Origin of the sequence: Paramesorhizobium deserti (assembly GCF_001558695.1) — a bacterium.
GTDB classification, from domain to species: domain Bacteria; phylum Pseudomonadota; class Alphaproteobacteria; order Rhizobiales; family Rhizobiaceae; genus Paramesorhizobium; species Paramesorhizobium deserti.
In genome coordinates this window covers 30974-46564 of sequence record NZ_LNTU01000041.1, presented here as the reverse complement: position 1 = coordinate 46564, position 15591 = coordinate 30974, and the positions used below count along the sequence as shown (strand labels likewise).

15 protein-coding genes and 1 pseudogene are annotated in these 15591 nt (G+C 59.0%); 9 read left to right on the top strand and 7 right to left on the bottom strand.

Going from position 1 to position 15591, the window contains the following annotated elements; all coding sequences use genetic code 11:
* Positions 1-76: 76 nt before the first annotated feature.
* Entirely contained in the window at positions 77-991 is a 915-nt protein-coding gene (locus tag ATN84_RS25180; RefSeq protein ID WP_068885275.1) for a dihydrodipicolinate synthase family protein, read from the top strand.
* Positions 992-1219: 228 nt separating this feature from the next.
* On the opposite strand, the gene ATN84_RS25175 is transcribed toward ATN84_RS25180, so the two are convergent.
* The gene (locus ATN84_RS25175) at positions 1220-2281 is read right to left on the bottom strand and encodes a LysR family transcriptional regulator (RefSeq protein WP_244491221.1); all 1062 of its coding nucleotides are present in this window, start codon (positions 2279-2281) and stop codon (positions 1220-1222) included.
* Between ATN84_RS25175 and ATN84_RS26510 the strand changes: the two are divergent.
* The 3 genes and pseudogenes from ATN84_RS26510 to speB all read left to right on the top strand — a co-directional run.
* A pseudogene (locus tag ATN84_RS26510) lies at positions 2184-2750 on the top strand (ABC transporter substrate-binding protein); the annotation flags it as partial. The gene ATN84_RS25175 and the pseudogene ATN84_RS26510 overlap by 98 nt on opposite strands.
* Positions 2746-3417 (top strand): creatininase, encoded by a 672-nt coding sequence (locus ATN84_RS25170; RefSeq protein ID WP_082766502.1) that lies wholly within the window; start codon positions 2746-2748, stop codon positions 3415-3417. The pseudogene ATN84_RS26510 and the gene ATN84_RS25170, both read left to right, overlap by 5 nt.
* A gap of 8 nt (positions 3418-3425) precedes the next feature.
* Positions 3426-4394 carry an agmatinase gene (speB, locus tag ATN84_RS25165; protein ID WP_068885272.1) on the top strand — a complete coding sequence of 323 codons (969 nt, stop codon included), beginning with the start codon at positions 3426-3428 and terminating at the stop codon, positions 4392-4394.
* Positions 4395-4822: 428 nt separating this feature from the next.
* Here speB and ATN84_RS25160 read toward each other — a convergent pair whose 3' ends face one another.
* Positions 4823-5410 carry an RES family NAD+ phosphorylase gene (locus ATN84_RS25160; protein ID WP_068885271.1) on the bottom strand — a complete coding sequence of 196 codons (588 nt, stop codon included), beginning with the start codon at positions 5408-5410 and terminating at the stop codon, positions 4823-4825.
* Complete coding sequence (locus ATN84_RS25155; protein ID WP_068885270.1) at positions 5407-6123, bottom strand: antitoxin Xre/MbcA/ParS-like domain-containing protein; 717 nt, start codon at positions 6121-6123, stop codon at positions 5407-5409. Before ATN84_RS25155 ends, ATN84_RS25160 begins: the two co-directional genes overlap by 4 nt.
* 521 nt (positions 6124-6644) lie before the next feature.
* Between ATN84_RS25155 and ATN84_RS25150 the strand changes: the two genes are divergently transcribed.
* Genes ATN84_RS25150 through ATN84_RS25140 form a run of 3 tightly spaced genes read left to right on the top strand, consistent with a single transcriptional unit; the run spans position 6645 to position 9126 of the window.
* Positions 6645-8000: a flavin-containing monooxygenase gene (locus tag ATN84_RS25150; protein WP_068885269.1), complete on the top strand. Its 1356-nt coding sequence runs from the start codon at positions 6645-6647 to the stop codon at positions 7998-8000.
* A gap of 30 nt (positions 8001-8030) precedes the next feature.
* Positions 8031-8447 carry a RidA family protein gene (locus ATN84_RS25145; protein ID WP_068885268.1) on the top strand — a complete coding sequence of 139 codons (417 nt, stop codon included), beginning with the start codon at positions 8031-8033 and terminating at the stop codon, positions 8445-8447.
* Positions 8448-8451: 4 nt separating this feature from the next.
* On the top strand, positions 8452-9126 hold the full coding sequence (locus ATN84_RS25140) for a DUF1028 domain-containing protein (RefSeq protein ID WP_068885267.1): 675 nt from the start codon (positions 8452-8454) through the stop codon (positions 9124-9126).
* Positions 9127-9250: 124 nt separating this feature from the next.
* On the opposite strand, the gene ATN84_RS25135 is transcribed toward ATN84_RS25140, so the two are convergent.
* Genes ATN84_RS25135 through ATN84_RS25120 form a run of 4 tightly spaced genes read right to left on the bottom strand, consistent with a single transcriptional unit; the run spans position 9251 to position 12822 of the window.
* Positions 9251-9952, bottom strand: coding sequence for an ABC transporter ATP-binding protein (locus ATN84_RS25135; protein WP_068885266.1), 702 nt, complete (start codon positions 9950-9952; stop codon positions 9251-9253).
* Positions 9945-10730, bottom strand: coding sequence for an ABC transporter ATP-binding protein (locus ATN84_RS25130; RefSeq protein ID WP_244491219.1), 786 nt, complete (start codon positions 10728-10730; stop codon positions 9945-9947). The genes ATN84_RS25135 and ATN84_RS25130 overlap by 8 nt, the downstream gene beginning before the upstream one ends.
* Complete coding sequence (locus tag ATN84_RS25125) at positions 10727-11902, bottom strand: branched-chain amino acid ABC transporter permease (protein WP_068885264.1); 1176 nt, start codon at positions 11900-11902, stop codon at positions 10727-10729. Before ATN84_RS25125 ends, ATN84_RS25130 begins: the two co-directional genes overlap by 4 nt.
* Before the next feature lie 2 nt (positions 11903-11904).
* A complete protein-coding gene (locus ATN84_RS25120) occupies positions 11905-12822 on the bottom strand; it encodes a branched-chain amino acid ABC transporter permease (RefSeq protein WP_068885263.1) in 918 nt (305 codons plus the stop codon).
* A gap of 194 nt (positions 12823-13016) precedes the next feature.
* Here ATN84_RS25120 and ATN84_RS25115 point away from each other — a divergent pair, with 194 nt between their 5' ends.
* Together ATN84_RS25115 and ATN84_RS25110 are read left to right on the top strand one after the other, a co-directional pair.
* Positions 13017-14147 carry a branched-chain amino acid ABC transporter substrate-binding protein gene (locus ATN84_RS25115; protein WP_068885262.1) on the top strand — a complete coding sequence of 377 codons (1131 nt, stop codon included), beginning with the start codon at positions 13017-13019 and terminating at the stop codon, positions 14145-14147.
* 362 nt (positions 14148-14509) lie between these two features.
* Positions 14510-15445 carry a LysR substrate-binding domain-containing protein gene (locus ATN84_RS25110; protein ID WP_068885261.1) on the top strand — a complete coding sequence of 312 codons (936 nt, stop codon included), beginning with the start codon at positions 14510-14512 and terminating at the stop codon, positions 15443-15445.
* The last annotated feature ends 146 nt before the right edge of the window (positions 15446-15591 follow it).

Below are 15591 nucleotides of genomic sequence, written 5' to 3'. Positions count from 1 at the left end.
ACCATGGTTTCACGGAGGCAACCACCGGTATGGCGCGCCAGCGCCACAAGGCCAGACAGCAACAAAGGAAACTGTAATGTCACACAAACTCGAAGGCATCATCCCTCCACTCGTCACGCCCTTCAAGGCCGACGAAACCGTCGACGGGGCTGCATTGCGTGAGAATGTACGCTTCATGCTCCGCAAGAAGGTCCATGGCATCTGCCTTGGCGGCAGCACGGGCGAAGGCCACACGCTTTCAACCGCCGAGCTGGCGCGCGCGATCGAAATCGCCAGCGAAGAGGTGAATGGCCGCATTCCAATCGTCGCCGGCATCATCGCCAACAGCACACGCGATGCCGCGGAAAAAGCCAAGGCCGTCACGAAATTCAATGTCGCGGCGCTGCAGATCACGCCGGTGCATTACGTCTTCAAACCCGACGAAGACGCGACCTATGCGCACTTCGAACGGCTGACGCGGGAAACCGATATCCCCATCATCATCTATAACGTCGTTCCCTGGAACTATCTGAGCCCCAAGCTGCTCGTGCGGATCATGACCGGACTTCCGGGCGTCATCGGCGTCAAGCAGAGCGCCGGCGACCTCAAGCTGATGGCCGACCTCCTGATCACCGCGCCGAAAGACAAGCTGATCTTCACCGCTGTCGACGCTCTGCTCTATCCCTCCTTCGCCATTGGCGCACAGGGCACGATTGCCGCGAACCCGGCTGCCGTTCCAGGCGTATGTGTCACGCTGTGGAATGCGGTACAGGCTGGGGACCACGCCAAAGCGCGGGAGATCCACAAGGCCCTGCTTCGTTTCTGGAATACGATCTACGCCGACAATCTGCCGGCCAATGTCAAATACTGCCTGGCCCAACAGGGCGTTGCCAGCGGACTGCCGCGCATGCCGATGCCCGCAACCTCGGCAGCCCAGGCAGTTGCAATTGATCAGGAACTCAAAACCGTCCTGCGGTGGGATGAAACCGAAGCAGCATCGAAGGCTGCCTAGCCCGTAGAAAACTCTCACGCTCTCCTATGAGCTCATTTGCTCGTAGGGTGTTCCAGGGTTGATTAATCTGAACGGATTGAACTAACCGCCGACGCGAGAGAGGTGAGTGTCTGGAGGCGCGGTCTTCTGATGGGATGTCAGGGTATTGCCCCCCATCAGGAGACTGTCGTCCTGGCAGCAATGAACCCCCTGCTACGCGATAACTTCTCCGACCAAGGAACTCCCGGGTCACTGAGGATCGCGATCCAGCTTTTTCAATGCGCTTAGGAAAGCCTGAATGATCGGGTTGGATTCATTCTGTGTTCGATAGGCAATGCGGTGCGCTGACGAGAAGTCGAAGCTCGCCGGTTTCAAGGCGCGAAGTCGGCCTTGTTTTACCAGGGGATCCGCGAAGTGACAGGGGAGAAAGCCGATGAAATGGCCCGACAGGATCATCATCGCCTGAGCTTCCATTTCCACAACGGAAGCGTTCGCTCTTGGATGACCGACCAGATAAAGGTCATCGAAATGGCGATAACGACGAACAGAAAAACGGCTGCTTTCTATGTCCTTCGCGTCGATTTGACTGTCTTTCTTTCCGTAGAGCGGATGTTTCGCGCCGCAGTAAAGTGAATGCGGCTCGGATGCGAAATCAAGGTAGGTGACGCTAGGCGCGCGTTGAGAGAAAGGGCCGATTGCGATATCCAGCTCACCGTCCGCGATCATTTGCTCAAGCTCGGATGGCGTGCCGAGCTTGAGCTCGATGAAGACGTCAACACCATTGTCCAGGAAACGATCGATCGCACCGTGAAGACCAAGTTGCTCGCTGGTGTACGTGCCGTCGGACGCTCCGATCCTGAGCCGGCCCGAAAGATTCCCGGTGGCAGAGCTGACACGAAGCGTGAAGTCATCCAGATCCAGAAAAAGCTTCTGAGCCGCATTGTAGGTCGCTTGACCGGCCTCGGTCAGCCGAAACTGCTGCTTGCCCCGAAGGCAGAGCTGGGCGCCTATCCGCTTTTCGAGCTCCGCGAGATGCGTGCTTAGAGTGGATTGGGAGAGATTCAATGCGATTTGTGCATCAGCAAATCCGCGCGCGTCGGCTAGCGCGACGAACACGCGCAAGAGCCTGATATCAATATTGTCCAAACGACGCATCGCAACCCCAACATCGAGAATCCTCGATGTAAGATCGCAAACATTTTGATTTACTTCAATGTGTGGCGTGGCACGTTGTCTCCATAAAACATACCAATGGGGAACGATCATGAGAACCTTTAGCAGGCTTGCCGCCAGCGCGGCTGTTATCGCCATTGCCACCACCTCAGCATACGGCGCCGAACAGATCCGCATACTCGCGCCGACATGGCTCGGCTTTGCTCCGGTTCACGTCGCCATCAAAAACGGCTGCTTTGAGCAGCAGGGGCTCGACGTGAGCATCAAATTCGAGGATGACCTCGCCAACGTCATGGCTGCCATGGCCCGAGGCGATATCGAACTACAGATGCGCTCGGTAGGGGAATACCAGGGACGTCCCCGCGACAAGGATACGCCCGGCATCATCATCGGCACCATCGATGAGTCCGTCGGCGGCGATGGCGTCATTACCGATGACCAGATTAAGACCGTGGCGGATCTGAAGGGCAAGACCGTCGCCGCGGAGCTCAATATTCCCGCGCGGCTGTTGTTGCAGATGACTTTGAAGGAAGCGGGACTGTCGCTCAAGGATCTTCAGATCAAGGATATCGCGACGGCCGATACGGCCGCGGTCTTTGCCGATGATTCAATCTCGGCCAACCGAGCAGCACGGTCATCACATGGCGCTCAATGTGGATGTCGTAATCCCGACGGCTATCTGCGAGCGTATTGCGCGTGCAACCGGCGGACTGGTGGCGCCGACGATTCCATATGGCAACCGGTCCCAGCCTCGCTCAGGCGGTGGTCCAGCGTTTCCCGGGACAATCAATCTGTCGGCGCACACGTTCTCTCTCGTCGAGCTCTACCGGCAGAAGGTAAGGCGCATCGTCGTGCTCAACGGGCACTATGAGAATATCTGGCCGTCGATCGAAGGGATCGAGCTCGCCCTGGAAACCATCGGACGCGACAAGGACCTTACCATTCTGCGCATGGATCACTGGGAATTCGCGCGACCCGAAACGATCGACCGCATCTTTCCGAACGGCTACCCGGGAATTGAACTCGAACATGCAAGCGTTATCGAAACCTCTATCATGCTGGCACTCCGTCCAGATCTCGTCGATCTTTCACGGGCGCTGCATGACGGGCCAGCCCAGTTCCGTCCGTATGACCGTTTCCCGAAACCGCCCGCGGAAGTTCCCCCGTCTGGCGTCCTTTCCATGACGGAGGGATCAACCGCCGAGAAGGGCGAATGGCTACTTGCCGACTGCGTAAGCAGGGTCGTCGAAATCGTCAATGAAGAGTTCAGATAGGACGCCAGATGAGCGAGAATTTCCATCAACCAGTCGACGCCGCCAAGGTCCCGCGATTTGCAGGGCACGCCACATTCATGCGGCTGCCGGCCGTCACCGCCTCCCAAGGCCTCGATATAGCGCTTGCCGGTATTCCCTGGGACGGGGGAACAACCAACCGTGCCGGAGCAAGACATGGGCCGCGTGAAGTCCGCAACTACTCGAGTCTGATGCGGAGCACCCACCACGTGTTCAAGACGGAACCGTTCAAGGTCGCGAACATAGCCGATGTAGGCGATCTCGCAGTCAATCCGATCGATCTGCAGGATAGCTTGCGTCTGATCGAAGCTGGTGTCGCAGAAATTGTCGCGGCAGGGGCGTTGCCCCTATGTGTAGGCGGCGATCACCTGGCGACGCTTCCTGTGTTGCGGGCCGTCGCACGGAAGGCACCTGTCGGCCTCATCCACTTCGATGCCCACTCCGATACGAATGATACCTATTTCGGAAATAACGCCTACACTCATGGCACTCCGTTTCGGCGTGCCATTGAAGAAAGACTTCTCGACCCACGACGCGTGGTGCAGATCGGTATTCGGGGCTCAATTTATGGCCCTGATGAACACGATTGGGCGATCGCGCAGGGAATTCGAATAATCTACATGGAGGAGTTCAGCCGGCGTGGTCCCGATGAAATCATGGCCGAAGCAAGGGACATCGTTGGCGAGGATCCAGCGTATGTTACCTTCGACATCGATTCAATCGATCCCTCCATGGCTCCAGGAACTGGCACGCCCGAAATCGGGGGCCTCTCGACAAGAGAAGCACAGCAGCTTGTTCGTCTCCTCGATGGACTAAACCTGGTGGGCGCTGATTTGGTCGAGGTGTCTCCTCCGTTCGATCTCGCGGGGATGACATCGATCGCCGGCGCGACGATCATGTTCGAACTCATGTGCGTTTTGGCTCGTCAAGTCGATAGGAACCGAAAGGAAGGTGCCTAACCTCTGGAACCGGTTGAGATGAACGGGTCTATCGAGGGAATAGAGGTTTTTCCTTGGCCTGATGAGGTTTCCATAGGCAAGCAGATTGTTGGCGCCCATGTCTAACCGCGCCGAAACAGCATGACAGCGACGAGGAGAATGCCGCCATCGGCCCGCAGAAAGGCCATCGGCGACAAAAACGGCACCCGTTAGGTTCCTCGCCACCGGTTGATCGTGGGCGTCCTTACGCTGTGCGATTATACCCGTGGCAGGTCACCGGGATAGCCGATTGTGGCGCTATTAACCCGTTCGGCCCAACATGCCGAATGGCTGTTGCCACACTCAATGAGAAATTTAGCGCACCATCCGTTTTGTGTTCACGATCTGATCTCCCTTACCGTTGTGTGGCGGGAAGCCAACGCTATGCCCTCAATTCTGGCTCTGGCTAGTCACGGTCTCTGCATGATTGTGACGTGAAGTTCTTCGACGACGGACGGAAGGCAGGCGAGTTCCGGCAGATTGGCTGCCGGGCTGTCGGCGTCGAGACTGGTCTCGACGGCGCGGTCGTAGACGGCCACGCATTGTTTGTTGGTGATGCGCGACATGTAGACAATTCCGTCGAGATCGGTTTGGTCGTAGAGGTTCTGGCTGAAACGCCTGCCTGCGGCCTGCGCCTTTGCGCGGACGGCGTCCGTTGAAACACCCAGCAGGCTTGCGCCTTCGAACCGCAGATCTAGTAAGAAAAGCGGACGGGCGTTGCGGACGCTGGCGATGGAATATCGATCGAACTCCTCCTGCAGGAGCAGGCGCTCGGATTTCCCTTCGAAGCGGTCGCGGATGATGGTCTCGGCGACCGCCGTTTTCACGTCCTGCGCCAGATACAGGAGCTTGAATCTGTTCCGCGGGCTTGAAAAGCGGGTCTTACCGAACCCCATACCAAGCGGAGTCGCAACATGCCCTCGGGCGAGGATGCGCACGTAGTCATCAACGCAAACCCGAACGACCAGCCTCTGCAGGATCTGTTGATCGAGCGTCATTGGGCGGCGAAATACGCCGCAGCGGCTTCGACAACCTCACCTACACGATCCTGTTTCAGGAGATCGATAGGTTTGCGTCCATTTAGTACGGGATTCCTCTGGCTCAGCCAGAGCCAGGCCATACGCTCGCTTTTGGCAAGTTGGATGATCTTCCGAATACCGCGGGCAGGTCGGCCATCTACGAACTGCTCGACAGGATAGACATGTTTCCTCGTCCCCTTGAGCAATCCAATGACGTCACCCTCGTGTTGCCAGCGGTTAAGGGACGAACGCGCCACTCCATAGTTACGGTTAAGCTCTGTGGCGCCAGCCACTCTTCCCGCCCAGTCCTCAAGCTTCCGGTGAATTGCAATCGCAGCCAAGCCTTTCTGACCCTGTTCGGGTGTGACTATGGCTCCAAGGCCTTCACCTTTCGAGGGCTCTATTTCATCAGGAAGACTCAGCGGGATTCTGCCGGATCGTTCGCGTCCGAAGCTTTCGAACACGCGCCGGATGCGCTGTTTGAGCTCAGCGCTGTGCGCATTGAGTTCCTGACGCTGTTCGGCCGGCAGCCTGGCAACAACCTCGGCAACTTCGCCAGCGATAAGGGCTGACAAAGCCAGAGAGCCGGGACCGAAACCCTTCTCCGTCTTGAGGGCGTTCGATACCTTGGCGGCTACGCGATCGGCGATGTTTCGATCACGGCGCTCAGATTCAGGACTTGAACTGACCATCCCAGGCACTCCTTATGGGTTTCTCGCTAAAGATAGTTCCATTTGTGCCATTTGTCCAGTTTGCACCGTTCCCTTGACGTGAGCCGAGATAGCGCATTGGCGGAAAAGATCCTACGCAATCCTCACCGCTTGATGATGGCGGCATCGGAAATCACCAGCCGGGCTGCAACTGAATTGAACATGCGGCGCGATCTTCGCATCGTTCATATGTACGGAAAAGGATTGCAGGCGCTGGGTACGGACAATGCGATTTCCACCGGGCCATATGAGCCATGCGGCCGATGGACCGGGCGAAACAAGAGTAGCATATGCGCTTGCTCGACCATTGGGTCTCTTTGAGCACCAAGTCCTCGGTATGGACGAGTTCGGGCGCTACCCACCAGGCCGGCGATCGCATTTAGGATCAACCTAACCATCACCACGTGAAATCGTAATTTTCGCCGTTTCGCCCCTCCGCTAGACCAGCATTGAGAACGCAGACCAGTGCGCAGATGTCGGGAGAAGCCAGAAAGGGCGCGAATATGTCAGTTGAAGAAGTAGACACGCTTGTTGTCGGTGGCGGCCAGGCCGGCTTGGCCATGAGCGAGCATCTGAGCAAATGCGGCATACCTCACCTTGTCCTCGAACGGCATCGCATTGCCGAGCGATGGCGCTCGCAGAGGTGGGATTCCCTGGTCACCAATGGTCCCGCCTGGCATGATCGCTTTCCCGGGATGGAGTTTCCCGGCGCCGATCCCGATGCCTTCATTCATAAGGAAGCTGTTGCCGATTATTTTGTCGCTTATGCCAGAATGATCGCAGCGCCGATCCGCTGCGGCGTGGAGGTCAGAGACGTTCGAAGAGAGGTCGGCCGGGCTGGGTTCCGCATCAAGACTTCGGCGGGCGTGATCGCGGCAAAGAGCGTGGTTGCCGCCACCGGACCATTTCAGCGTCCCGTCATCCCGCCTGTCGTTCCCGGAGATGCGGGGCTGATCCAGATACACTCGAGTGCCTACCGCAACCCCCAGCAGCTACCGGAAGGCGCGGTATTGGTGGTCGGCGCCGGATCCTCGGGCGTGCAGATCGCCGACGAACTGCTGCGGGCAGGCCGGAACGTCTTCCTGTCGGTTGGTCCGCACGACCGTCCTCCGCGCGCCTACCGCGGACGCGATTTCTGCTGGTGGCTGGGTGTACTCGGCAAGTGGGACCTCCAAACGCCGAGGCCCGGCATGGAGCATGTCACCATCGCGGTGAGCGGTGCGCGCGGCGGCGAGACCATCGATTTCCGGCGTCTTGCCGCGCAGGGAATGACTCTCGTCGGCTGCACGAGAAGCTATAGGGACGGCGTCATCGCCTTCGCGCCGGATCTCGCCGAAAATATCGCGCGCGGGGATGCCAACTACCTGTCGCTGCTGGACGAGGCCGATGCTTATGTCGCACGCAATGGCCTCGACCTCCCGGAAGAGCCGAGGGCCCGCAAGATCGAGGCCGATCCGGAATGCGTGACAAATCCGATCCTTGAGCTGGATATGGCTCAGGCCGGGATAAGGTCGATCATCTGGGCGACCGGCTTTGGTGTCGACTACAGCTGGCTCAAGGTCGACGCATTCGATGAAAACGGCAAGCCGAAGCATCAGCGGGGTGTTTCGACGGAACCGGGTATCTATTTCCTGGGGCTGCCCTGGCAATCACGGAGAGGGTCCAGCTTCATCTGGGGCGTCTGGCACGACGCCAGGTTCCTGGCGGACCATATCGCCACACAACGCAAATATCTCGCCTACCATGAAGCTGCGAGGCACAGATCCAACGATCCTCACAACGCGACGGCCGATAATTCACAATCAACGCAGATCACGCGTCCAGCCCGTGCTTCTGCACCAGTCGGCGACAAAGCCTGAGCAATCGTACCCCTATCCATGGAGACCAGAATGGCGCATACGCGAATTCGCAAGTTCAACACGAAAGACACCTATCCCGAGCAGAACCTCAACAATGATCTCTGTCAGGCAGTGGTGACCCAGGGCGGCAAGATCGTCTGGCTGCGCGGCCAATGCCCGCAGAATCTGGATGATGCGGTGAATATCGATAGCCACGATCCCGTCGAACAAACCCACAAGGTGATGCAGAATATAAAGCAGCTCATCGAAGAAGCCGGCGGTCGCATGGAGCATCTTGTGAAGGTCGTGGTCTACCTGACCGATGTCCGGCACCGCGAAGCGGTGTATCGCACGATGGGCGAATACATCAAAGGTGTGTATCCCGTCTCGACCGGTCTTGTCGTCCAGGCGCTGGCGCGACCCGAATGGCTGGTTGAGATCGACGCCACCGCCGTGATCCCGGAGTGATCCCATGACCTTTTCGCTCGTCGCCCGTTGTCGCGATACCGGCATGTTCGGCATCGCCATTTCCTCCTCCTCTCCCGCCGTAGCGGCGCGATGCGCCTATGTGCGCGCCGGCGTTGGCGCGGTAGCCTCGCAGAATGTGACGGATCCGACCTTAGGGCCCCTCACCCTCGACCTGATGGAACAGGGAATGAGCGCCGAAGCCGCCATCACCCAAGTGAAGAAGCAGGGCAGGTTCATCGAGTACCGGCAGGTGCTCGCGGTTGATTGCGAGGGACGCACGGCGATCCATTCCGGACCGAACGCCCTTGGTATCTGGGCCGAGGCACAGGGTGAAAATGTTGCCTCGGGCGGGAATTTATTGGCGAATGACGGCGTCCCGCAGGCAATTGTCGATGGTTTCCTCGCCTCATCGGGCCATCTGGGCGATCGCCTGATTGCCGCGATGCGCGCAGGCTTGGCGGCCGGCGGCGAAGCCGGCGCGGTGCATTCGGCAGGACTCAAGCTCGTCGACAAGGTCAGCTGGCCTGTCGCCGATCTGCGCTGCGACTGGACTGATGGCTGCCCGATCGAAGCAATTGCGACGGCCTGGGATATCTACAAACCCCAACTGGAAGCCTATATCCAGCGCGCCCTCGACCCGCGCCAGGCCCCATCCTACGGCGTACCCGGAGACGAGTGAGACCAGGGCGAACGCCGCCCGGTCGTGCGATAAAACAAGAATCCGGAGGACCCGACTTGCTTGAAGCAAATCGGGTGCTCCAATTGCCGGGCGCCGACACTTCTCGATCCATCTCAGGGTGAGGTCAGAGATAGAGGCTTTTGGCCGCCTTCGACGACAGCAGCTCCTTGGCAGGCCCTTCCTGGGCCACCCTCCCCTTGACCAGAAGATAGCCGCGATCGGCAATGCTGAGACCCATCTCGGCATTCTGCTCGATCAGGAGAATGGTCGTTCCGCAGCGGTGAATTTCCTGGGTGATTTCGAAATATTCGCCGATCAGCTTAGGCGAAAGTCCCAGAGACGGTTCGTCCATGATCACAAGCCTGGGCTCGCCGATCAGGGCCCGCGCCAACGCGACCATGGCCTGCTCCCCACCCGACAACGTCCCCGCCTCCTGCCGCAACCGCTCCCGGATGCGCGGAAACAGGCTCGACATTTTATCGAGCTGGGCCTCGAAGTTCAGTTTGCCGCCGGAGACGGCGTCATAGCCAAGGCGCAGGTTCTCGAGCACAGTCAGGCCAGGAAATAGCCTCCGCCCTTCGGGAACGACGCCGACACCGAGTGCGGCCAGGTTCTCGGTGCCAAGCGCTGCAACGTCCTTGCCCATGAGCTCAACGCGACCGCGCTGCGCACGCACGACACCACAGATAGTCATGAAAGTGGTCGTCTTGCCCGCGCCATTCGGCCCCAACAGACAGACTAATTCGCCCGCGCCGACGCTTATCGTCACATTGCGCAGCATCGGGACCGCGCCGTAGGCGGTATCGACGTCTTTCAACTCAAGCATGGGCGGCTGCCTTTCCCAGATAGGCTTCCTGCACGCGTGGATTGGCGCGCACCGTCTCAAAACTGCCCTCTGCAATGCGACTCCCGTAGTCAATGCACATAACGTGTTCCGGAAAGGCGCCGACAACACGCATATCGTGTTCGATCAGGATCACGGACAGTTCGGGATGCCCGGAGCGCAGCCTCTTGATATCGGCCACCAGCGCATCCGTTTCTTTATCGTCCATGCCGACCGACGGCTCATCAAGCAGGATCAGCTTTGGCTGCGAGGCAAGCGCACGGGCTATTTCCAGCCTGCGCCGGTCGGCCTGGGCCAGCGTACCGGCGGGGCGATTGCGCTGCTCGTAGAGATCGCCCGACCCGGCCTGCAGCAATGCTTCCGCCTTCTCGACGCAGGCAGCCATCTCGCGGCGTGAGGCGCCGGGGCGGAACAGCGCATCCAGGACGCCGGTCTTCGTGCGCGTATGCATTCCAATGATGACATTGTCGAGCACGCTGAGATCCGAGAAAAGGCGCGATGACTGGAAGGTGCGGGCGATCCCTCGCCGCACCACCTCGTAGGACGGCTTGCTGGTGATGTCCGCGCCGTCGAACGTCATCCGGCCCGCGGTCGGCTTATAGACCCCCGTCACGACATTGAACAATGTCGACTTTCCGGCACCGTTCGGCCCAATCACCGCCAATACTGAACCCTTTTTGACGGAGAAAGTGACGTCGTTCAGCGCGACCAGCCCGCCGAAACGCATAGTCACATTCTCAACCCTGAGAAGCGCGCTCACCGATGGACTCCATATTGACGCAGACGCTGCGGAAACAGTCCCTGAGGACGGATCATGAGGAAGCCGATGACGACAACACCGAAGAAGAGCAGGCGATAGTCGGAGAAGGCGCGCAGCTTCTCGGGCAGGATCGTAAGAAGGAACGCCCCGACGATGACTCCAAAGATATTGTCCATACCGCCGACAATGACCATCGTCATGATGGTCACCGAGACCAGAAAGGTGAAATTATCAGGCGATATATAGGAGACGTAGAAGGCATAGATCGTGCCGGCGAACGCCGCCAGGAAGGCATCGACCGCAAAGGCCAGCACCTTGTACCAGGCAACGTTGATGCCCTGCGCTTTGGCGGCGATCTCGTCCGCCCGCAGCGCGTTCCAGGCAAGACCGATGCGCGAGCCGTGGAGACGCTGCGCCGTCACGACCGCCACCACGACCAGCGCTGCGGCAAGGTAATAGAAGTTCGCCTGGCTCGGAAGCTTCCAGCCGAACACTTGTAGTGGACTGGCAAAGGAATGGCCGAAGAGGCTGGGAGCGGGAATGCCGACCAGACCATTGGGTCCGCCTGTCCAGTCGAAATTGTTAAGCAATTGCTGCACGACCACGCCAAAGGCGATCGTGACAAGCGCCAGATAGGTATCGCGCGTACGCATGGAAGGAATGCCTATGATGAAGCCGAACAAAGTCGCGGCCAGCGCTGCAATGGGCAGCGTCAACCAAAAGCTCATGCCGAAATTGAGTGCCAGCAAAGCCGATACGTAGGCGCCGATTCCATAGGAAGCGCCGGTGGCAAAGTTCGGGATGTTGGCGCTGCCTAGCTGAAAGTTAAGGGCCAGCGCCAGAACGGCGTAGAGCTGCGCCACGATCAGCAGATGCAGTATATAGGTGTTGGAACCCACCACGAACGGAAAGCCCAAAACGATGATGGCGGCCGTCGCGGCCGTCACCAGCGGAACGCGCGTCAGGCTGGCCGTGATGAATTCGCCTATCCCGGGGAAACGCTCAAGCAGGAAGAAACCGACACCGAGCAATGCGAGGAGCCCCATCACCTGCCAGCTACCGTCAGCCTTGAGAAGCACATAGAGAAAGGCGGCGCCGCAAAGCTGTGACAGGATTGTAAATGCGGCGGCAGCGGCTGCTCCTGGAGCAGCGGGCGAAGCGGAAAGTCCCATTGCTAGACCTTCTCCATGATGGTTCGCCCCAGCAGGCCGGCGGGGCGGAAGACAAGCACGACAATGACAAGAATGAAGACGAAGACGAGCCGATAGGACGCTCCGTCCGGAACGAAGGTCTGGGCCAGCACCTCGATGCCGGCGATGATCAGTCCTCCGGCGATAGCGCCCGGCATCGAGCCCAGCCCGCCGATAACCGCCGCCGAGAAGCCGAGCAGACCGGCCATCACGCCGAAGTCGAACCGTGTGACGCCCGCATAGCTCGCGAAGAGCAACCCCGCGATCGCGCCGATCGCGGAGGCGATGAAGAAAGTCGCCCGAAAGACGCGGCCATCGCGTATCCCCATCATCCGCGCGACCACCCGGTCCTCGGATGCGGCGCGGATGCGCAGGCCAAGCGGGGTCAGCCGCAGGAAGACGAATAATAACGCTACCAACAGCGTCGTCAGCCCGACGACGAGGAGGGCGAACCAGCTTACCGACACACCGGTGATCTCGAATGCCACACCTGACACCAGGCGCGGAAAGGCATGCGGGTTGGATCCTTGCGGATAGAGATGGCGGATGAGTTCACGGATGACGATGCCAAGCGCCACCGTCGCCACCAACGCCATCATCGCCGGCGCCTCTCGGAAACGACGAATGACGACCTTGTCGAGCACAGCGCCAATCAGACCCACTGCGATGACGGCGGCAATGGTTGCCAGAACCAGCCAGACCGGCCCGGAAGCCCCCAGCGCCACGGCCAGCGCCTGCACTAGCGCCAGTGCGATGAAAGGCGCGGTCATCGCCACATCGCCATGGGAAAAATGAATGACGTTGAGAACGCCGAAGATGAGGCTGAACCCTATGGCGAGCAAGGCGTAGATAGAACCAAGGGTAATCCAGTTCACTGATTGCTGGACAAACAGTTCCGTCATCCGTTCCGCCTCTTCTTATAATTGGGGGAGGACTATCAGCGATCCCGGCGAGCGCCCATAATGAATCTCCGAAGTCACGAATAGCAATTTCCGAATTTCACAACACACCACAGGTAATTAGAGTTCGCCTAAGCCGACGATAACGACCGGCAGGCCGCAGGCATTGCGGTAGATAATCCCTTTAGAGGTGGAACATGAAAACCAGGCTAAAAGCGCTCAGAAGCGTATCCTTCTTCATTGCCAGCTCCGTGCTTGCACTCGCATTGGGCGTTGCTCAAGCCCAGGCCGAGCAGATCAAACTGGGCTTCATCGGGCCATTGTCGGGCGGCAACGCCCAGCAGGGCCTCGGCGCACGCAACGGCTTCCTGCTGGCTGTCGAGCAGGCCAATGCTGCCGGCTACCCCTACGAGGTAGAGGCTGTGGTTCTCGACGACGCTTCCGACCCGAGTGTCGGCGTATCCGCAGCCCAGAAGCTCGTGAATGATCCGGCCGTCGTCGGCGCAACCGGACACTGGAACAGCCCTGTCGCCCTGGCGACCATGCCCGTCTTCAACCGCGCGCAGATGCCGTTCATCATCTGGGGCGCCGTCAGCCCCAAAATCACCGAGCAAAACCTTCCCAACGTTACGCGTGTCACGCCTACGCTCGTCAACGAGAACAAGCCTCTCGCCGAAGCCATCATCAAAGACGGCAAGGTCAAAAAGATCGCGATCATCTCCGACACCACGGACTATGGCGTGGCCAACACCAAATGGTTTACCGAGTTCTTCACCGCGGCTGGCGGTGAGATCGTTTCATCCGACGCCGCGGCGGTAGGAACCACGGATTTCCGCGCCATGCTCACCACTGCCAAGGCGGCGGCTCCAGATGCCGTCTATTTCGGTGGTGTCGTGACCGAGGCGGCTCTCGTACGCAGCCAGATGGCGGACCTCGGCATGGGCGGTCTGCCGATGTACGGTATATCGGGGATCTTCGATCCGAAGTTCATCGAGATCGCCGGTGCTGCTGCCGAGGGCACGATCGTGGGCACCCCGTCGGTACAGTCCAACCCGAAGCTGGAAGCGTTTGAAAAGGCCTATGAGGCCAAGGGTTTTGCCGAGCCTGCGGGATCCTATGCGAAATATGCCTATGAGGCGGCGCAAATCCTGCTTACGGTCATCAAGGAGCACGGCATAGAGGACAAGGGAGCGCTGAGCGAGGCCATCCGCAACATTCATCATGATGGGATACTCGGCAACATCTCCTTCGACGAGGCTGGCCAGATCGACATGGCAGTGGAGATAGATCTCCACGTCGTTCGCGACGGCAAATGGGTCGACATGTGAGGCAATATCGGTCGCACTGCTTCTAACGGCGGCGCGGCCGCTTGAGGGGGACGGCCTCAGTATTCTTTACGACGAACAGTCCCGCCATTCAGGACATGTAACAGGCGGGACTCCAAAACGAGTGAGCCGAGCCACGAAGATTGGATCGAAAAGGCGGCTCAGATCCGTTTCCGCGACAAGGTCTTGAAGCGGACGGGGCAGCTACACGCAGGCCGCCATTTCGACAGCATGATACCGAACGATAAGCGGGATCTGTCGCTTCATTCGCTCGGCAGATACAGCGCGCTCAAGACAACCTGATCAAACATTGAAGGGATGCCGATCGCTTGATTCCAAAGCAGAAACCAGCGATATAGCCATCCATGCCACTCCGCTTCACGCTTAGACAACTGGAATATTTCGTTGCCGTGGGCGAGGCCGGCTCGATAGCCAAGGCTGCGGAACAGGTTAATGTCTCGCCTCCCTCGATTTCTGCATCGATTGCCCAGCTCGAGGAAGAGTTCGGTATCCAGCTTTTTGTCCGCAAACATTCACATGGCCTCTCGCTCACCGCGGGCGGGCGCGTGTTCCTCAAGCAGGCTCAGCGCCTGCTCGGTGATGCGGATGCTCTTCACGATATCGCCGCCGATATTTCTGAAAAGGTCCGCGGCCCGCTGGCGGTGGGCTGTTTGCTGACCTTTGCGCAAATCGTTCTCCCCGAGCTTCGCCGAAAATTCGAGGATGCCTTTCCGGAGGTCCGTGTCAGGCAGTTCGAGCGCCATCAGGGCCAGTTGCTTGAGATGCTGCAGCGCGGTGAGATCGATGTCGCGTTGACGTATGATCTCGAACTGTCGCAGGATTTGACGTTCGAGCCGCTGATGCAGTTGCCCGCCTATGCCATGCTGCCAGCCGGGCATCGCCTCGCGTTACAGAAGGGCATTACGCCAGAAGAGCTCGTCGAGGAACCAATGGTTCTGCTCGACCTCCCCTTCAGCCGTGAATATTTCCTCTCGGCGTTTCAGAACAGAGGTTTGCGACCGAATATCGCCGAGCGCACGGGAGACATAGCGCTGATGCGATCGATGGTGGCGAACGGATTTGGCTATGGCATTGCCAATATGCGGCCCCTCAATACGATGTCCCCTGATGGCAAGCCGCTGGTTTTCGTGCCTCTGGAGAGCGATCTGAAGCCGCTCACCATGGGCGTGGCTATGCCCAATGCCGAGCATCGCACACAGACGGTGCAGGCGTTCCTCGAGCATTGCCGCCGCTTCGTCATCGAGCAAGGTGTGTTCGGCACGGAACGTGTCGTCAAATGAGATGGCAGTCCCTGGACCATGAGCGAACCCGTCCTCCGGCTGCTTGCATCATCTTCGCAAATCAAAACTGAATAATCCAGCCTCTCGGGAAATCACCGTGTCGAGATTAGGCTGCGCCGAAGCAGAGCTTTCGCAATCCTGACTTT